The sequence below is a fragment of the Candidatus Pelagibacter sp. HIMB1636 genome, assembly GCF_052047675.1.
Classification (GTDB): Bacteria; Pseudomonadota; Alphaproteobacteria; order Pelagibacterales; family Pelagibacteraceae; genus Pelagibacter.
The window spans coordinates 912,442-931,861 of sequence record NZ_JBNAJP010000001.1 but is presented as its reverse complement, the minus strand read 5'-3'; the positions used below and the strand labels follow the sequence as shown (position 1 = coordinate 931,861).

General features: G+C 25.6%; 19 protein-coding genes. 7 read left to right on the top strand and 12 right to left on the bottom strand.

What is annotated here, in order from left to right:
* Positions 1-37: 37 nt before the first annotated feature.
* Together ACTTA6_RS04925 and ACTTA6_RS04920 are read left to right on the top strand one after the other, a co-directional pair.
* Entirely contained in the window at positions 38-670 is a 633-nt protein-coding gene (locus tag ACTTA6_RS04925; protein WP_440613836.1) for a hypothetical protein, read from the top strand.
* On the top strand, positions 670-1,734 hold the full coding sequence (locus ACTTA6_RS04920; protein WP_440613837.1) for a putative zinc-binding metallopeptidase: 1,065 nt from the start codon (positions 670-672) through the stop codon (positions 1,732-1,734). The genes ACTTA6_RS04925 and ACTTA6_RS04920 overlap by 1 nt, the downstream gene beginning before the upstream one ends.
* Here the strand turns inward: ACTTA6_RS04920 and ACTTA6_RS04915 are convergent.
* Genes ACTTA6_RS04915 through ACTTA6_RS04905 form a run of 3 tightly spaced genes read right to left on the bottom strand, consistent with a single transcriptional unit; the run spans position 1,731 to position 4,730 of the window.
* Entirely contained in the window at positions 1,731-3,428 is a 1,698-nt protein-coding gene (locus ACTTA6_RS04915) for a tetratricopeptide repeat protein (RefSeq protein ID WP_440613838.1), read from the bottom strand. The two genes, ACTTA6_RS04920 and ACTTA6_RS04915, sit on opposite strands and share 4 nt — an antisense overlap.
* A 33-nt stretch (positions 3,429-3,461) precedes the next feature.
* Entirely contained in the window at positions 3,462-4,217 is a 756-nt protein-coding gene (locus ACTTA6_RS04910) for a prepilin peptidase (RefSeq protein ID WP_440613839.1), read from the bottom strand.
* Positions 4,218-4,730, bottom strand: a complete 513-nt coding sequence (locus tag ACTTA6_RS04905; protein ID WP_440613840.1) for an STAS domain-containing protein — start codon at positions 4,728-4,730, stop codon at positions 4,218-4,220.
* Between the two features lie 38 nt (positions 4,731-4,768).
* Here ACTTA6_RS04905 and ACTTA6_RS04900 point away from each other — a divergent pair, with 38 nt between their 5' ends.
* The gene (locus ACTTA6_RS04900) at positions 4,769-5,542 is read left to right on the top strand and encodes a hypothetical protein (protein ID WP_440613841.1); all 774 of its coding nucleotides are present in this window, start codon (positions 4,769-4,771) and stop codon (positions 5,540-5,542) included.
* A 9-nt stretch (positions 5,543-5,551) separates the two neighbouring features.
* Here ACTTA6_RS04900 and ACTTA6_RS04895 read toward each other — a convergent pair whose 3' ends face one another.
* Complete coding sequence (locus ACTTA6_RS04895; protein WP_440613842.1) at positions 5,552-6,229, bottom strand: hypothetical protein; 678 nt, start codon at positions 6,227-6,229, stop codon at positions 5,552-5,554.
* Positions 6,230-6,297: 68 nt separating this feature from the next.
* Here ACTTA6_RS04895 and ACTTA6_RS04890 point away from each other — a divergent pair, with 68 nt between their 5' ends.
* Positions 6,298-7,923, top strand: coding sequence for a hypothetical protein (locus tag ACTTA6_RS04890; protein WP_440613843.1), 1,626 nt, complete (start codon positions 6,298-6,300; stop codon positions 7,921-7,923).
* Here the strand turns inward: ACTTA6_RS04890 and ACTTA6_RS04885 are convergent.
* Together ACTTA6_RS04885 and ACTTA6_RS04880 are read right to left on the bottom strand one after the other, a co-directional pair.
* Complete coding sequence (locus tag ACTTA6_RS04885; RefSeq protein ID WP_440613844.1) at positions 7,912-8,619, bottom strand: glycosyltransferase; 708 nt, start codon at positions 8,617-8,619, stop codon at positions 7,912-7,914. The two genes, ACTTA6_RS04890 and ACTTA6_RS04885, sit on opposite strands and share 12 nt — an antisense overlap.
* A complete protein-coding gene (locus tag ACTTA6_RS04880; protein WP_440613845.1) occupies positions 8,612-10,501 on the bottom strand; it encodes a tetratricopeptide repeat protein in 1,890 nt (629 codons plus the stop codon). Before ACTTA6_RS04880 ends, ACTTA6_RS04885 begins: the two co-directional genes overlap by 8 nt.
* A 244-nt stretch (positions 10,502-10,745) precedes the next feature.
* On the opposite strand from ACTTA6_RS04880, the gene ACTTA6_RS04875 reads away from it, so the two are divergent.
* Positions 10,746-11,333, top strand: coding sequence for a pilin (locus ACTTA6_RS04875; RefSeq protein ID WP_440613846.1), 588 nt, complete (start codon positions 10,746-10,748; stop codon positions 11,331-11,333).
* A 39-nt stretch (positions 11,334-11,372) separates the two neighbouring features.
* Here the strand turns inward: ACTTA6_RS04875 and ACTTA6_RS04870 are convergent, their stop codons facing one another.
* From ACTTA6_RS04870 to ACTTA6_RS04850, 5 genes are read right to left on the bottom strand one after another with little or no spacing between them, the layout of a single operon-like run.
* Positions 11,373-13,229, bottom strand: a complete 1,857-nt coding sequence (locus ACTTA6_RS04870; protein WP_440613847.1) for a hypothetical protein — start codon at positions 13,227-13,229, stop codon at positions 11,373-11,375.
* Positions 13,210-15,105: a transglutaminase family protein gene (locus ACTTA6_RS04865; protein ID WP_440680388.1), complete on the bottom strand. Its 1,896-nt coding sequence runs from the start codon at positions 15,103-15,105 to the stop codon at positions 13,210-13,212. The genes ACTTA6_RS04870 and ACTTA6_RS04865 overlap by 20 nt, the downstream gene beginning before the upstream one ends.
* Positions 15,106-15,136: 31 nt before the next feature.
* Complete coding sequence (locus tag ACTTA6_RS04860) at positions 15,137-16,048, bottom strand: hypothetical protein (RefSeq protein ID WP_440613849.1); 912 nt, start codon at positions 16,046-16,048, stop codon at positions 15,137-15,139.
* Positions 16,038-16,922, bottom strand: coding sequence for an AAA family ATPase (locus ACTTA6_RS04855; RefSeq protein ID WP_440613850.1), 885 nt, complete (start codon positions 16,920-16,922; stop codon positions 16,038-16,040). Before ACTTA6_RS04855 ends, ACTTA6_RS04860 begins: the two co-directional genes overlap by 11 nt.
* Positions 16,922-17,527 carry a class I SAM-dependent methyltransferase gene (locus tag ACTTA6_RS04850; RefSeq protein WP_440613851.1) on the bottom strand — a complete coding sequence of 202 codons (606 nt, stop codon included), beginning with the start codon at positions 17,525-17,527 and terminating at the stop codon, positions 16,922-16,924. Before ACTTA6_RS04850 ends, ACTTA6_RS04855 begins: the two co-directional genes overlap by 1 nt.
* A gap of 20 nt (positions 17,528-17,547) precedes the next feature.
* Here ACTTA6_RS04850 and ACTTA6_RS04845 point away from each other — a divergent pair, with 20 nt between their 5' ends.
* Both ACTTA6_RS04845 and ACTTA6_RS04840 read left to right on the top strand, forming a co-directional pair.
* Positions 17,548-18,246, top strand: a complete 699-nt coding sequence (locus ACTTA6_RS04845; RefSeq protein WP_440613852.1) for a glycosyltransferase — start codon at positions 17,548-17,550, stop codon at positions 18,244-18,246.
* A gap of 152 nt (positions 18,247-18,398) precedes the next feature.
* Positions 18,399-19,046, top strand: coding sequence for a type IV pilin protein (locus ACTTA6_RS04840; protein ID WP_440680387.1), 648 nt, complete (start codon positions 18,399-18,401; stop codon positions 19,044-19,046).
* A gap of 33 nt (positions 19,047-19,079) precedes the next feature.
* Here ACTTA6_RS04840 and ACTTA6_RS04835 read toward each other — a convergent pair whose 3' ends face one another.
* Positions 19,080-19,382 carry an STAS domain-containing protein gene (locus tag ACTTA6_RS04835; protein ID WP_440613854.1) on the bottom strand — a complete coding sequence of 101 codons (303 nt, stop codon included), beginning with the start codon at positions 19,380-19,382 and terminating at the stop codon, positions 19,080-19,082.
* Between the last annotated feature and the right edge of the window lie 38 nt (positions 19,383-19,420).

Here is a 19,420-nt window from a genome sequence, read left to right as displayed (position 1 = left end):
TTATAGTTAAAAATTAATTTAAGATGTTTTTATTTAAATGAAACTAATAATTCAAACAATTTTAATTTTATTTTTTTCATCTTCTTTTTTGTATTCTGGCGAGCCTGGAGATTTACCTGGAGAAGAACAAAAAAAGCCAGAGGAAATGTTTGATGAAAAACCCATTGAAAAAGAGGGTTTGGATGTTTCAAATATTACTGAATTATTGAAACCAAAAAATACAGAAGTTGTACTTCCTAAAAATAGACTAGAGAAAATATTCAATCAGTTTTTTTTAGCTGAACTTAATAGGGATCAATTAAATATAATTGGTGAGTGTGAAAACAATCTCGCAGAGGGAAAATGTTTTAAAGTAAAGCCAAATAAATTATCAAATCATTTTAACAACTATTACTTTTACACAAATTCTCAAAATCAAGTTTATTCAATAATTGCATTTAATAATAAAAGACAAGGTGACCTAAATAAGTGCAAAGAGAAAATTTCGCTATGGAAAGATTATTTTAATAGTTATGATTTAATCGAGAAAGAACCTATAGATAATTCATTAAATTTCGTATTAACTGATGCTCCTCAAAAAAATAGTATTGAAATCTTTGCTTCTTGTTATGATGAACAATTTAGAGATATATCATCTAGTTTTAGTATTAAATTTTTCAAAAATGTTTAATGAGAATTTTTGCTATTCTCATACTAAGTGTCTTTATTCATAATCAATTATACGCTGGTAATATTACTCCTGAGGTAAGACAAGCTTACAAGGAAAGAACAGAATTTGTAAAAAAATATATATCCACGATAAAAGAGAATAGAAAAACAAATAAAAAATTTAAGGGAAGCATAGTTGAAGCTGTTTCTGGGAGATTGTACACTAGCTGGGGGACTTTATCTCAATATGAATTAGATCAAAAAGCTTTAAAAAATTGTAAAAGTGATGGTGAAATTGAATGTCTTGTGCGATTTAGAACACTTAAGAAAAATCTTAAATATAATAGATATGCAAAATATATTAATTCAAAATCAAGTTTAAAAGTTTTGGGTGAACATATTAGATCAAAAAAAAAATTTTCTTCAAAGGGGATAGATATCTTAATTAGTACTGAAAACTTTAAAAACAAAAATGATTTTTTTTGTGGTCAAACAAAGTCGAATTATAAAGATGTTATTAATAATCTTGTAAAAGAAATAAATGTCTATCCAGTATCTTTCTTACAAAATTCAGGACTAAAATATGTCATGATTTGTGAAAAAATTACTGACAAATCATTAGGATTTGAGCCAGGTGGATTGGCACCAGGACATGTCGATCAATCACCTGGAGTTTTTTATTTGAACTTGTCAGCGGTTAATAAAATTAAAAATTCAAAAGCAAAAAAAGATTATATTAGAATTTTGTTCCATCACGAATTTTATCACATAATCGATTCTAAATTGTCTTTAATGCAATTAGATGAAGCTTGGGAAAAAATAAACAAAGTGGATTATTCTAATGATTTAATAACAGGGGGTATTGGAATAGATACATCTGTTGAAGGTTTTATTTCAGGTTATGCTAGAAATAATTCTGCAGAAGATAAAGCAGAATTATTTGCTTTTATGGTAGCTCAACATAAAGAATTTAAAAAAGCCATTGCTAAGGATGAAATATTATTAAAGAAATCAAAACTAATGATTTCAAGGCTTAAAGGAATTTCTAAAGAAATAGATAAAAAGTTTTGGAAAAAATTAAATTAAGATTTTCTTAAATCACTGATATTTTTAATTAGCTCTTGGCAATCTTTTTCCACCCTTGAAAATACATCCGACCAGTCTCCCTGTATTTTTTGGCGATAAATTCTAAAATTGTCATACCAAATAGTTTCATCTTTAGAATTTAACCATCGCCAATCAGAAACTTTTGGAAGTAATAACCAAGTTTGAGTACCAAGTGTTCCAGCCAAATGAGCAATTGAGGTGTCAGTTGTAATAACTAGATCTAAATATTTTATAATTGCAGCTGTATCTACAAATTTTTTTGATCCTGTATCCATCAGTAAATCATAATTTACAATGTGTTCTTCCAACTGAAATTTTTCAATTTCTGAAACAGCGTTGCCTTTTTGTAAATTTATGAATGTAGCTAATGGATTCTTAACAATGCTCTTAAAACCATTTAAAGAAACTGAGTTATTAGCAACTCTAGGATTTAAACTGCTACCTTGCCAATTTAAACCAATTTTCACATTATCATTTACTTCGATAAGAGTTTCCCATTCCAGAAGTTTATTATCATTTATTTTTAGAGGTGATGGAAAAGGACAATTGCTATTAAGATCTGGTGTAAGTAAATAGATTAAATTTTGTAAGGGTATCCAATAATCATAATCATCATATTCACTTTCATTAGAAATAATTTCTTCTATAAAAACCATATCCTCAAAAAAATGATGCAGTTCTTCTTGGCACTGGAATATAATTTTACAATTTAGTTGGCTTAATGTTTCAAGATATCTCGAAAATTGTAAAGTATTACCTAATCCATTTTCTGCGATAATAAGAATTTTTTTATTCTCAATATTTTGACCATTCCAAATTAAATTTTTTTTATGAAGTACTGATTTAAAATTTTTATCTTCATATATTCTATGATGATATTCTTTAAAACCTTCTTCAAAATTTGACATTGATAAAAGAGTAGTTCCTAAATTAATTTTTGATTTGTTAAAATTAGGATTAAGTTCAATTGTTTTTCTATACATTTCAATTGCCTCAGAGTACTTTCCAGCATTTAGTAAAGTATTTGCAAAATTAAAATGTACTACATGTGAATCTGGTTTAGCCTTAATCGCTCTTTGATGACAGATTATTGCATCTTCGTATTTATGCTGAAGATAGAATAAGTTCCCAAGGTTACTTAAAATGAAATGATTACTTGGATTATTTATAAGTCCTTGTTGATAAACTTTTATCGCTTCATCATATTTTTGATCTTGTTTGTATAAAGTTGCAAGACTTAAATATGCCTTTATTTCTTTAGGATCTATTTTGATTACAGCCTTATAACATTCTATTGCTTTTTCTAACTTTTTACTTTGTTCATATACTAGACCTAAACTTAAGTAACCATCGACATAAGTAGGGTCGTGAGCTAAAAGATTTGTCAAAACTTTTTCGGCAGCAGAGTTATTGTTTAATAAAAAAATATTTGTACCTAATCTATTAAGAGCTTTACGATCAAAGTTTCTATCTAGTGAAGATAGATAATACCAAATAGATTTATCAAAATTGTTTTGTTTATAATGAATATCTCCTATTAAATTATAAATTTCATGATTGTTAGGATCATGCTTTAATAAATTACATGCATTCTGTTCAGCAAGACCATATTGTCTATTGTCTAATAATTGATAATTTTTTTTTATGTTTTGAGCAACAAGAGATTTATTCATTTTTAAACGAATCAGTTATCTAACAATATATCTTTAAATCCAATTATAAAAGACTGATCCTAGATATGGATATAGTGCTGAAGCTATGACAATAAAACACCCGTATGGAATTTGAAAATCTTTATCTTTTTTGTAAATATAAATAATCATTAGACCAACAATAGCACCAGTAATTGCTGAGCTTGCTAAAATTAAATAAATTGATTTTATTCCAAGCCAAATACCAACCATTAAAAATAATTTTGCATCTCCTAACCCCATGCCTTCAACTTTTCTAATTTTAAAGAATAAAAATCTAATAATATAAATAATTAAATAACCAATTATCCCACCGATGATAGAGCCTAATATACTCACATCAAAAGGATTAAACTTGAAAAAGGTAAAAACTAACCCAAGAACAGAAAGTGGAATTGTGATTTTATCTAAAATTAAATAATATTTTAAATCAGTAAAAAAAATTATTAACAATCCTGAATAAAAAATAATATAAGCTAAAGTTTTAAAACTAATTCCGTGTAAACTATAAGCGTAGACAAATAAGCATGCTGTTAAAATCTCTACTATAAGATAACTTACACTTATTTTACTTTTGCAATTCTTGCATTCACCAAGATTAGCTATGTATGAGATGATTGGAACATTGAGATAAAAAGGTATTTTATATTTACAAGTTGTGCAAAATGATCGTTTTGTGACAATATCTAAATCATTAGGAAGTCTATATATACAGACATTATAAAAACTACCAAAGATTGATCCAATAATAAACAGAGAAAGGGTAAGCACTTACCTTTTAAATTTTATTTTATCTCCATCGTCATCATCTCTTTTGATGCTAGGGTTTGTTTCCTCAGTTTCTTTGTTTTCTGTTTCTACATTCTCAGATTGTTGCTGAGGTTCTTCGTTTGGAGCAAGATCCACGTTCTCACTTGCTTGAGGCTCAGGTTCTTGAACTGTTTCTGGCTCTGAACTTACTTCAGCTGCATTTGTACCAGTTACATTTTTAATTTTAAATATTTTATCTAAGTGAGCTAATTTAATTACTTTCATGACCTCATTGCTCACATCAGTTAGAAAAAATTCTTTTGATTTACTTTTTGAAAGTTGCATACCTTCAACTAATGCAGCTATACCTGAAGAGTCTATGTAATTCACCTTTGACAGCTGAACTTCAATTGTCTTAACATTATCAATTAAATCTTTTATATTATCTCTTAATTCGGGTGAACTATCTAAATCAACTTCACCAGTAACAAACAATTTTCCTACATTTCCATTAATTTTTTGTTCGATAGACATATGTATTTTTTTATATTATTAGTTTTAAATTACAACATATGATTATCGACTGTATTTGCGGAAAAAAAAAATTTAAGTTAGCTGACGGAGTTATGCCACAACAGGGCTCAAAAGTTAGATGTGGCTCATGTTCTGAGGTATGGTTTTATCATCCAGATCAAGGTAACAATCCAATCGCTCAAGATAACACGGCTAATGAAGAACAAAATTCTTTAATAGAAAATGAGAATGATATTGGAGAAAATAAAGAAATTAATGATTTCGCTACAGCAAGTCAACCTGAAGTACACGAAACTGAAAATGTAAATCAAACAACCAGCCCAGAAGACGCAGAAGATTTATTATCCACTCCAGAAGAAAATTTTTTAGAAGAGGAAGTTGGAAATGAAAATCTTGACGAAATAAAAAAAGAAAACCCAGAAAGCGTTTCAAATTTTAAAATATTTACAGATGAAGATGAAAATGATCTTCCATCAAAAGAGGAAATGGATAAAAATTTAGATGAATACAAAGTTGATAGAGATAAAAATCTTAATTTTTTTCAAAAATTATTTAGAAAGGATAGAATTAAAGAAGCAAAAAGATCTTTAGAAAAAAAACAGCAACAACAAGAACAAACTGAACAAAAGCTAAACAAAGGAAGAAGAGCTAGATTGCTTACTTATCTTCTTTTATTATTGTTGATAGTTTTTTCTATTCTAATTGTCCCATTTAGAGACCAGGTAGGAATGGCATTTCCATTTATGGAGAGCTATCTAGAATTTTTAATTCCTATGTATGATTATATTAAAGGACCTTTGGCTCTAAGTTAGATAGATACTTTAATTTTCAGTTTCTTGCTTTTCCTTTTCAGCTAATTTTTCTTCTTCAGCCTTAAATATTTCAATTATTTTTGACTTATCTTTTAATAATTTTTCTTTACCAGGAAAAACATAAACTCCGATTTTTCCACTAGCTAGTACTTTATCAGAGTTAGCATTTTCTCTAGAAATTTTTTCCTCGATAATATTTATTTTAAATTCACTCTCTGCAATTTTGTTTTTTAAATAAGTTAAGTTTTGAAAAGTGCTTAAGAACTGATACTCAATGTAATTAATTGAATATTTTTCGCCTAATGGGTCAGCTTGACTTTCATTTAAACTATTAATTTGCACATTAAATTCGCTTGCAATTCCTGAAATAGAATTTTTGAAATTTTGAAATTCGGTTGGAGACATAAACATCATTATTTCTTTAATATATTCGTATTCACTTTTATTCACATCCTTACCAACTTTAGCCATTTCAATAATGATTTTGTCAGACTCCTCTTGAATACTCCCCGTATTAGCTAAAAGTTTGCTTTGCTTAGAAAGTTGAAGTGAAGTGTAAATTTCACCTATTAAAAATGCCAATAAAGCAAAAATCATTACGGTAAAACCTACGACAACAAATTTTGATTTATCTTTAATAGATTCGTCTTCGACTGTTTTTGATTTATTTTTTCCTAATCCAAACATTATAAATTTTTTACTATCATTTATAGATTTGATAAACTGTAAATGATTCGTACGTATAAATTTATTATATGAAAAAAACTCCAATTTACATCAAAAAAACTCTTGATGAAATTAGGCTTGAGTTACTAAAAGATAAAAAACTTAAACTATCAAGACAGCTTTATGTGCAAAAACTCAAGGAAATTTTCAACGATCAAGTAATTGATCTTAAGGATGGCATGGAAGCAAAGATGTCATCAACAGGAACAGATAAAACCGTTGTAGTTTCATCGTCTCAAGATACAACCGCAAAACCAAAATCAACTCCAAGAAGTAATAATAGTGAAAAAATTATTTTTCTTAATAATGAAATTGTTGATCAAAATTTAAGCGAAGTAGATGAAGCTAATAATGATTTGTCTAATTTTGGAAATGTTGATGAAAATATTATTGAACTCAAAGATGAAGTTGCTGACATTAATAATCAAAAAATAATAGATTTAATTGAAGAAGTAGATGATATCATTAATCTAACTGATGAAGTTGCAGAAACTGTTGTGAATGCTCAAGAAGCTGATTATGAAAAATCTGCAAATGGTGAGGTAATTAAAGAAGAAGTAAAAAGTTCTCAAATATTCTCTAACGAACAGTTGGAGATGTTAAATGCCAAAATAAACGATTTAGATCTAGGTAGTTCTGAACTTACAGAAAAATTAGATGAGTTATTAAATCAGAAAAACCTATTCTCTGAAAAATTTAATGATGAACTTGATACAAAACTAACTGAGGCACTTACCAGATCAGAAGAAAGCATTGAAAATAAACTTAATAACATTAACGAAAGTTACCACCAAGAGTTTGAAAAATATGAGGATGAAGCAAACAAAAATTTTGCAAATTTAGAGGATCAAATTGGTAATTTAAATAATCAATTTGATGACATCCAAAATAATATCAATTCTATTTCAACTAAAATAGATGATAGCATTAGACAATTGAATGATCCTCAAAAATTAAATGAAAATGTAAATTTAGAAAAACGATTTGAAGATAAAATAAATGATTTAAAAGATTACAATTTAAAAATCGAAAATTCATTAAATAGTCTAAATAATAAAATTGATGAGACTTTAGACAACATCTCAAATTATAGAAACGAAGCCACTCAAAAAATTGAAGAGTTAAATCAAAAAGTTCAAAATATAGAGCCGGAGTTGTTTAATAAAATTGAAGAAAAACAAAAAAATAAAAGCGAGTCTGAAAAGCTTCAAGATAAATTTGATCAAATGTCAAAAATTATGGATATGCAAAATATGAGAATGTTGCAGATGTATCATTCATCTGAGTTGCAACATAGTCACTCTATATTGCAAAAAAACATGGAAGCCAGAAATACAGTACCAGACCAAAAATCTTTTAATCCCGAATTAATTTCAGAGGAAATAAAAAAAGAGTTTTTCCCAAAAATTCAAAAAGAAATGGATAAACAATTCAACTTGTTAAAAGAACAATTATCTGAGTATGAAATAAAAAGTATTTTAGATAAAATTGGCTCAACAGATTTGAATAAAGAATTTAAAAAACCAATTAAAAAGTTTTCAAATTTAGTTGATGCAAAAAAATATGTTAAAAATTCAATTTCAAAAAAATCAAGAGAATGGATAAAACATAATGAGTTTATGATTGATGAAATTGCAAAAAAATTAATAGGTTAGAAATTTTTTTATCAAACTAATTATATAAAAATTAATTAATATCAGCAAAATTTTAGTATTCATTTTACTTTCACTCTCATAACGTCTGTTAAAATTTATTGGAACATCTTTAGTTTTTAATTTTGTTTTTGAGTTAATTAATATATCAGCTAGGATTTTAAATCCCTTACCAAAAAATCTTTTCTTGTTTTTTAGATAAATATCCTTTTTAAATAGAAAAAAACCACTCATTGGATCTTTTGTTTGAATATTAAAAATTTTAAAAAAAAATATTAAAAATATTGAAGCAAATCTTCTTGTCTCAGATAAACCTTTATTTTTTCCCGATGTTAGTTTTCGAGCTCCTATAACAATATCCTGTCCTTTGTTAAATTCCTTAAGCATCTGAGGAATATATTTTGGATCATGTTGTAAATCAGCGTCTAAAATAAGAATATTTTTAAATTTAGCTTTTTCAATTCCATCAAAACAAGATTGGGTAAGATCTCTTTTTTTTCTTCTTAAGATTGGATTAAAAAATTTGTATTTTTTAGCTAAATTTAAGAGTATTTTTTTACTTTGATCAGTTGAATTATCATTAACGAAAATAATTTCAAATTTAGTTTTTTTTGTATGCTCAATGATTTTTAAAGTTAAAGGTTCAATATTTTTTTCTTCATTAAGTGCAGGAGCAATTATGCTTAATTCATTATTCATTTGTATTAGCAATTAAATTATTAGCTGTTTCTCTTAAAAAAGGATTTATTTCAATAGCATCCTTATATAATTGTGTAGCCTCTTTATTTAGTCCAAGTTTTTTAAGCGTTATAGCTGCATTGTAAAGTGCTGTTGCGTGCAGGGGGTTAATTACATTTGCTGTTTTAAAATTTTCTAAGGCTTTGTCATAGTTTTTTTGATAAAAATTAATTTTTCCAAGTTCAAAATATAAGTCATCAATTGGTGGATCTAAAAATGTAACTTTTTTCCCTGAAGCTTCTAATTGCTTCTTAATTTTATCATATTGTTTAAAAATTTTTTTTATTTCATTTTCAGCTTTTTGATATTCTTCATTAAAAACATAAAATCTTGCTAATTTAAAAATTCCATAAGGTTTATCTTTAAATTGTTTTTCAAATTCGTCTTCAAAAAATTTAATGCCCACCTCGTTTTCTTCGTGAATGAAATATCTTAAAAATTCTAATATAACTTCGTCAAATTTAGTATTTAATTGATAAAACTGATAAAGATTAAATTTATAAGCCGTCCAGTCATTATTTTTTACAGCATTTCTCATTGGAACCGAAAATGAATATCTATGAACATTTTTAGGACTTTTCTCATCTGTTTCAGTCATAAAAGTATAGTTATCAATATAAACTTTGCTTCTGTCATACAAAATAAAAATACAAGAAAATAGTATTAAACAGTAAAAACTCAGAGCTAATGTTTTTTTGTAAAGATGATTAGATAAATTTTTTAAAATCCAAAAAAATATTATTGAAATTGCAACAACTGATGAATATTGATATCTCTCAGCTAAATTTGAAATTAGCGGAAAACCTTTATCAACCATTCCAAAAATAACAGGCAATGTTAAACTTGCAATGATCCAAAAAACACTAATTAATAGAATTGGATCTTTCTTATTAAAAAATAAATATGTCGCAAAAATTGAATAAATTATAAAGAGAGTAAATAAAATAAAGGATAAATTTAAGTCATAGTTTGTTGCATAAACATAAATATGTTCAAAAGGATAAAATAATCCAATTAAATAAAATTTTGATGAAGTAAAAAAATAAAATAATAAATCATTAAAACTGTCGTAGAAAAAAATATCATTTTTCTCAGTGAAAACACTTCTTAAATAATAGTAAACAAAAAATGTTACACATAGTAGAATAAAAATATCAAAATTTTTTTTAAAATTTTCTTTTAAATTTATTTGATGAAAATTGAGCAAAAAGATTGTTAGTGGAATTAAACCAGCTAAATAGATGGTCATTAGTTTTGAACACAATGACAGAAAAAATAATAATGCTATAAATAAATAATTAATAAATTTTTTATCATAGGCATTGTTTAGACAATAAATAAAAGTTAAAAGTCCAAAGAATAATGCTAAACTTTCATTACGGGTAGTTATATTAAAAATAATTTGTGAAGTAATAGGGTGAAATAAAAATATTAAAGAACTTAGAAAAATTAAAATATTATCTCTTAAATTACTCTCAATTCTTAAAATTTTCTTTATAAACAAATAAACTAAAAAACTATTTGTTACGTGCAAAAAAATATTTGTAAATTTAGCTATTTTTGTATTTAATATTTCAATCCCACTAAAGTTAAATAAAAAGGTTAAAAAATTATCTAATTCATGTGTTAAAAAATACACAGGATAAAAATGAAATTTTGCATATAAAAAACTAGATATAAGTTTTGCATCTCCAGGGGATCTTGTGAATTGATCTAGTAAAGCATCATCATCATAGGTTCTCCCGTAATCTAATGTGTGTTTAAAAAAAAATATAAAAAGTCCAAATGCAATTAGATAAATACAATACTCAAATATTTTATTTTGAGAGTTTGTTAGCTTCATATTTTTCTTAATAATTAAGTTTTAAATAATTTAAACCGGAATAAATTTAATTATTAATTTAACAATTTTTGATTCTGCCACTTAGTTTTCCTCAATATTTCTTGTATAATACCCCCAAATTGGGTGTATAAAAAATTTAAATAGCTATTTAAGTAAGCTATTTTTTATAGTTTACATAGTAAAGAATATTGGTAGAAGAACCTCATATATATATATAATTCTAGAATATAGGAAAAACATAATTATGAAAAAAACACTACAAAAAGGTTTCTCACTTGTAGAGCTTCTAGTTGTTGTTGCAATTATTGGAGTTTTAGCAGGTGTTGGAATTGTGGGTTATCAAAGTTACACTGACTCTGCAAAAAGTAGAGTTGCGGTAGCTAACTTTAACTCAGTAAAAAGATTTGTTGAAACAGAGCTAACTCTGCTTAACAACAATATCCAAACAGTATCCGGAGCAATAAGCGCTGGATCTGACTGTTCCTCTCTTCAGGCATACACTGTTTACAGTGATAATCTAGGAGACTTTATTAAGGGACTAACTTGTTACTTTGGCACTGATGGATATGGGAATGCATTTAAAAACCCGTATGATGCTGCAGGTGGAAATCAAATTGTTTACAATTCTGCTGCTGCTGATGTGAAAAAGGGTCAGATTAACATAGCCCATTTTACAGCTGAAGATTATACGCAAAATGGTGCGGTAATTCCTTCAGGCGGATTGTTCTCATCTGCTGGAACTTCAGGATATTTTTACGTGGAATATTACACTGCAGATGGTGCAGCAGGAAGTGAAGGAGAATATAAAGCTAAAGAATTTCAACTTAAATAATTTTAAAATAAGTTAAAATTAAAATTTAAAAAAACCCCTCTAATATTTATTAGAGGGGTTTTTTTTTATTCTGTAAATTGTCCAAAAAAAGAAGATAGTAAAAATAAAAATTAACGTAAATATACTTAAATAATTAAAAAATATTTGAAGTTTTAAATGTTTAAATTCAAAAGGTTCATAATTTAAAAACTTTATTAGTTCGTCTTTTTGATCAACTTTAAATAAGAAGTTTTTTTCACAATTATTTCCTTCTGGATTTAAATAACATGAGGGATTAATAAAATTTAAATTTTCATTTATTACAAGTAAAGGATCGCCTTGATAAAATCTTAACTTAAGTTTTTTTTCAGTATTTAATGTCGTGGTGTTATTTTCTTCAGTACCATCGTATATTTTGTATTCATTAAATTTTATTTTTGAAACTATAGGTTTCAGTAATTTTAAATCATAGCCCAAAATAGGAAAATAACAGTATTGAATAGACCGATTATTTAAAAAGTAATGATGCTCATATGGACGAGAATAACTAGTTTCATCATTAACAATTGAAAGAACTTTTTCGATTTTAAAATCATCAACGTTATCTTTTGTAACATTATAATTAAGCAGTATATCCAATTCTGAATATCTAAAAATTTTATTTAATTTATTCCTATCAAATGAAATATTTTGAATAATAATAATTGATATAAATAAAAATGTTATCAAATTGTATTTTTTAAAAGAAATCTTATCAAACATCATTGCTGTAAGGATTGAAAATAACAGAATAAATGGAGTAAGCTTTCTAAGTGACAACCAGTCTGTGGTCATAAAAGGAATTTTTCCAACTAAAGAACCAAGAAATGTATTAGAGAAATTTAATAAAATTAGTACAAAAACTGCAATTAATAATACAGAACTAAACAATAATTTAAATTTATCCTTTGTAATTTCTGGAACACTTCTTAAGTAAATAACTAGGATTATCAAAGGAACAATCGATAAGTTAAATGACAATTCTTCAATTGATAAAAGAACATCAAATTTAGCAACATCATTTCCAATAGCTTCTTTAGGTGATAAGAAAAAAAAATCAAAAAAAACAGAAATAAAATGTCGAATGCTCTTAAAGTATAGAACTGATACATCTCGTTCTAATTCACCAACAAATGACCATCCAGCATAAATTTTTGAGGATGAAATCATTAGGCCAATTAAAACAGCTACAGATACATGGAATATAATTTTAAAATTTTTGAAATTGATTAGGTGTAATACTGTTAGAAAAAAAACAAAAATTAAAATTTCAATAACAATTCTTGTTCCACCGCTGTGCATGATAGTTGCAAAGATTAACCCGGCACATGAGATTAAAAATAATGAAGATATTTTATTTTGATTATTTAAAGATAAAGCACATAAGAAGAAAAAAAATGGAACTATATAATATAAACCCCATGCAATATGACCAGACAAATAATGAAAAGCAAAACAATGGTTAAATAAAAATATTGTTGATCCAATTAAAGACGCATTATTAGATAGTTTAAAAATATTTCTTAAAACTAAGAAAAAACCACAAAAACCAATTAATGAATATAAAAAGAATATTACTTTGAATGTAGTTAGTGGTTTTAAAAACAAAAATAAAAATTGCACTGGTGAATAAAATTCTGATTCTGGGTTTGAATACAAGGGCAATCCACAGCAAACATGAGGAGTAAACCAAGGAACATCCAATCCATTTTTAAAAAACCAGATTTTACCAAATATTAACCTTGATAATGCAGATTGAAAATCAAAATGATGTTTTTCAAAATCTAAATAGGATAGGAAAATAATCTGATGAATTAAAAAGATTAAAACTCCTGATAAAAATAATATTAGTTTTGTTTTATTTTTTAAAATAAGCATATTTTAATATTTTTATATTTATCTCATAAAAATTCTTTATTGAAACTTTGAAATCTTTACTAAACTTAAGCCTTTCATAAAAATCAAATAAAATTTTATATTTATGCTGATCAATTATGTTTAATGAACTAAATATTTCTTGATGTGTCATAAATTCTGAAATGTTTTTATTTTCTTTTCTGAGTTTTTTAAAAAATAATGTAAACAAAATTTTTTTTGAATTAATGAAAGTAAGAACTTTGAAAGCGTAAATAATAAAAATTGAAAAAAAAATAAGAGTTAGGAAATATTTATAGTTATTCGCTTTTGTTAATTTTTCTTTGATAAAATTTGATCTCGATTTTTCGTCATATCTAATAAAACTATTAGTCCATATATAGTTTATGTATTCAAAATAAATTCCAATTTTATTAATATTCATTTGTCCAGTTTCAAAATCGTTTGTTGTTGATGTATTGAAACTATCAAAATTGTTGTTGTTTGAATTTAAAATATTATTACTAGGAACAGATAATGTCGGATCATACAACACCCAATCATCATTTATAAATATTTCCACCCAAGAGTGAGCATCTTGTTGTTTGAATGTATAGAAATCCCCAATTTCATTATAAGATCCACCATAATAACCAGTGACTATTCTAGATGGTATGCCTGCTAGTCTTGCAAGTATTGCAAAAGTTCCAGCATAATATTCACAGTATCCATTTTTAGTGTTGAAAAAAAAGTTTGCATAATCATTGCCTTGAGTGCCAGGGGTTAAACTATAATAAAAATTGTTAGTTTTAAATTCATTCAAAATTTTATCTAAATACTCATTAGCATCTTTTGACTCTTCATAGTTTATGTTTGCCCATTGAATCAATTTAGGAGAAATATTTTTAGGCAACAGTGTATAATACTTCAAAATATTATTTTGAAATGTTACATCTTTTTTATCATAGACTAATTTGTATGATTTTTTATTACTTACAATTTCTTTAGAAGTGAGTGTATTATTAATTAAATTTAAATCTAAATTTGAATTATTAAAATTATAGTTTTCTAATTTAGGTAGCCAGTTTCTTTCGTGTGGAAACATTATTAATGAACCATAAACACTTTCGTTTCTGATATGATTAGAGACTTTAAAACTATTCTTAAATTGTGAGAGTAATATTTTATATTCTGAATTTAACCAATCTTTATTGTTATTTAACTTATCAAATACCTTAACCCTAAAGTAGTACTTTTGATTATTATCTTGATTATTAATCTTAAATATAAAAACATTTTCTTCACTACCTGATATATTGTGAAATGAACCTAGACTGATTTCATCAGGTATACCTAACTGATTTTTCTTAGTTTCAAATAGTTTTATATTCAATTCTGCCCTTGGAAAAATAAAGTACACAATTGCAATGATGGGAATAATACTAATTGCAAATATAAAATATTTAACAAGATTATTTAAATTTAGTTTTAATATCTTAGTTTGATTTAGTGAATAAAGATGAATGATTGATAATATAATTATCCCAAGAGAGAGCAGTGAGCTTATTAAGTCTTGACCATAGACAAGTGAGCTTACAGCTAAAAATACACAAGTAAATCCAAAAAAATAATGATTTTCTTTATTTTCAATTTCAGAATATTTTAGAAAGGCTAAACCCAAAATCAAATTTATAAAATATTCTTTAGATAATGTTTGATCATTTAGAATAAATAAGATGCAAACCGTTGATATAGCTAAAATAGAACTGAATACCTTTTTATATTTATAGTTTAAGCTTTTTTGAAGAATAGCAAAAACATATAAGATAATAAAAAAAAGATTTGTTATTAGGTCAACTTCATCAATTAAAAGTAAATAGCTTGATGTTAATATAATCAAAGAATTAAAATTATAATTTAATAAATTTAGTCTAAACATTTGCAAGGTAAGTTAAGAGTTTGTTTCTATGTTCTAAAGAGCAAGCGATCGTAGAAATAAAATCTTTATTTTTTAATAAAAATGGTTTTTTTAAATTATAAAAATATTCAATCAAATAGCTGGCATAAGAAAGTTTTTTTTCAAAGCTATCATTATTCAATTTTTGTAGGTCTATAGTTACATGCTGTAAATTATTAGAAAACTTGAATTTTTTTTCGTAAAGCTTTTTTTTAATTGATGAGTGTTTCCATGAAATTTTAGATAAATTAGTATTTTCTTTATTTTCTTCAATTTTATCAAATTCATAGTCAAAACCTTCATCAGTATTCAGCTGATATAGTTGTTCAAAAATTTCATTTGAGGGTTTAATTGGTTCTGGGTAAATAGTTAGATATTCGCTAAAAGAAACATTTGTGAAAGTTTTTATAATACCAAAAGGGAATTGAGAGTGAATATCCAAAGTTGGGGCTTTAACATTACCTCTTTTATTAAATTTATGCTTTAAATTTATATTAATTTTATTTTTGATATCTGCTTTGACACTATCTTTTCCTAAATCAAAATTAATATTAAGTCTTTCTCTTTTATGTTTGTCACTAATTAGGTATCTTAAATTTACAATTTTATTAGCTGGGTGAAGTTTATCATTAATAGATAAATCTAAATTAAGTAAGTTTTGAAAAGAGATTAGAATTGAGATGAAATAAATAAAAAATAAAATAATTGATAAGAGCAGTGCAAAATTATTTTGATAAAAAATAGCTACCGAAAAACAAAAAAATATTAAAGCTGCAATTTGAAACCCTCTTAAATTTGGAAAGATATATAAATTTTTTCTACTAATAGTGTTAAGATATTTTAGAGATTTTTTTAAAAAAAACTTTTTCCAAAAACTATTTTTCATCAGGTAGAGGAACTTTCTTTAGAACTTCATTTTTCATAAATTCAATAAATTCGTTTTTTTCAACAATATTCAATCGATGACGAAGTATATAAGGAAGCACATCCTTAATTTCTTGATATGTTACATACTTATTTGAGTTTAAGTAACTTAATGATTTTGAAAGACTGATTGTTTGTTTTAAGCATCTTGGAGAAATATGAATATTATTAAAATTATTCTTCATGAATTGAGAGACGTTATCTAAATATTCAATTACACTATCATTGATATTTATCTGGCTAATATCTTTGATAGTTTGATCATATGAAAAATTTGATTTAATTGAATTATTGGTTGTCTCGTTTTTTAGTAATTCTATTCTTTGATCTTTACTTAGTTCCTCTAAAGAAAATGAAATAGTAAAACGATCTAATTGTGATTCTGGTAATAAAGAAGTACCAGACAAATCTGATGGATTTTGTGTTGCAATAACCGAAAAAGGAATTGGAAGATTAAAGGTGTCCTTATCAATTGTTACTGTTTTTTCCTCCATAGATTCTAGAAAAGCACTTTGTGTTTTTGGACTTGCACGATTTAACTCGTCTGCAAGAACTATATTTGTAAATATTGGACCTTTGTTAACAACAAATTCGTTATTTTTTAAAAATGTGTATCCAATTATATCACTTGGTAATAAATCAGATGTAAATTGAATTCTTTTAAATTTTAAATTCATTGCATTTGTTAAAGATTTTGCAAAAGTAGTTTTTCCTGTTCCTGGAAGATCCTCAATTAATATATGTCCTCCACTTAAAATTGTAGCTATAGAAATTTTAATCTTGAATTCATTTCCAATTATATTGGTTGAAATAGTGTCTGTTAATTCTTTAATCATTATGATTTTGTGAAATAGATATTTTTGCTTTTCGATATAATATAACTATCAATTACTTCAAGATTTGAATTTACTATTTTTATTTTGTCTGGTGTTAGATTAATGAAAACAAAATAACAATTTCTATTAATTAATTTTAGTTTTTTAACCATTTTTTCCAAATCACCTGTTTTTTTTAGAGGATCATTAAGAATAAATAAATCGTAGTTTTTTGAATTTAAATCAAAGTCTAAAATATTTTGATTTAAAACATTTATTCTTTCATTTTCTAAAGATTTAGATGTTTGATAGATATCTTTTTCTAATTCAATACCATCAATTTTGTGATGATTTATTTTACCAAAAAAGTATAGAACTTTCCCATAACCTGATCCAAGATCACAAATTAAATAAACGTTTTTTTTTTCAATGAATGATTTTATTTTTTTTAAAAAAGTAAATGGGCATGGAATAGAATCTGATAAAAAGTTACTTTTTAGATATTTAAATCTATTTAGATTTTTATCGTATTTAAAATTAAAATAAATTTCATTAGCAACTATTTGAACAGAAAAAAAATGATAATTCAATATTATGTGATACAAAGCTCTTATGTTTTTTAACATTTTAAATTAAATATATCTATATGAGAAATCTATCAATAGTATTATGTACTTACAACGAAGTAGAAAATATTAAATTTACTCTTGATGCATTAGTTGGTTTTTCTGTTGTTAAAGAAATAATAGTGATTGATGATAATTCAACTGATGGAACAATTGATGTTTTAGAAAAATATCATCATTCAAAAATAAAATTTATAGTTAGAAAAAATATCAGAGGTTTTGCTAGCGCTTTTATTGATGGCATTAAACTCTGTAATGGAGATTATATTTTAAGATTTGATCTTGATATGTGCTACAGCATTAACCATTTTATTAAAACATTTGAAAATATGAAAAAAGAGGACGATTGTGTAATTTTTTCAAGATATGTTGAAAATGGCTTAGATAAAAGAAGTAATTATAGAAGATTAACAAGTTTGTTTCTTAATAAAATATGTCAGTTGATGCTTTATTCAGAAATCAAAGATTATACAGGCTGTATAATTATATTTAAGAGAAGTATTTTAACTGATGTTTTTCCAAAAAATACTTTCTATGCGAATTTCATAATTGACTTTATTTTTGAAATGAAAAAAAATAATAAAATATTAAAAGAAGTTTCATTTATTCAAGAAAAAAATACTGAACAAAACAGCAAATCAGCGCTAAGTTTTTCAAAATTTTTAATTAATGGTTTATACTATTTTATTTCAATATTAAGATGTTTATTAAATAAATAAAAAATAAATGTATCTTTAAATTCAGAATATTTATCTATATATATATATGATCTACAATTCGGTTTAACTTTAAAAAACAAAGAAATTGGTTGAATCATTAGTCTCGTAAATACAATAATAAAATAAAATATATGAAACAAATTAGTTTTAAAATGAAAATACAAGAAGGTTTTTCTCTAGTCGAACTTTTAGTTGTAGTTGCAATTATTGGTGTATTAGCAGGTGTAGGTATTGTTGGCTATCAAAGTTATGTAGATTCAACTAGATTAAAAGTATTAGAGCAAAACTATACAACAATTACAAAATATATGGACACAGAAACTATTATTATTCAAAATGACCTTGGAAGTGCAACTCCTGAATATGATGATGGTGGTAATTTAACAGGTGACATGGTTAATTCTGACACCACTTGTAAACAATTCTTAATTTCAATGAAAAATTATTTCTTAGGTGGTGGAACAGATAATTCTAAATTTAAGAATCCATGGAAACCTAATAAAACAAGTATTACAATTGATAATGAAGCTTGGGGCAATCATAAACGAGGTCAAATCCAAATGTTCTGTTATAAATCTACAGGAGGATATGGCTCAGGTGGTGGTTGTCCAATGGCAAAAGCTAGATTTAGAGTGATCATTCATAGAGATACAGGAGATTATTCTCATAAATCAATTGGTGGTAAATATTTTGGAAGTAGTGCTGCAGATGGTCAAGCAGATTGTGGTTGGAATTTATCAGATCATGGTGCATGGCATACAGGTGCAGATGCTATTGATACTGACGCAGATTACGATTAATAGAACAAAGTTTAAATTTAAAAATATTTAATATTAATTCTCGATGTCAAAAAAACTTGTTAGTTTTGCAAGTTTTAAAACCGAAGTTACAGCTTCACTAGGTTTTATAATTTTAAATTCTTTACTTCCTTCACCAGCTCTTTGTTTGCTTTCAATCAGTACTGCAATTCCTGAACTATCAATATAATTTACTGCACTCATATCTACTGATACAGCTTTATTGTCATCTAAAGCTCCGTGTACTTGTTGTCTTAAGTTTCCTGAATTTTCTAGATCTATTTCACCACTGACTGTTATTATCAGCACATCATTTTCAGTTTTTTCTGGATAACTCATGGTTTGAATATAATCAGAGTAAATACGTAGTCAACAAA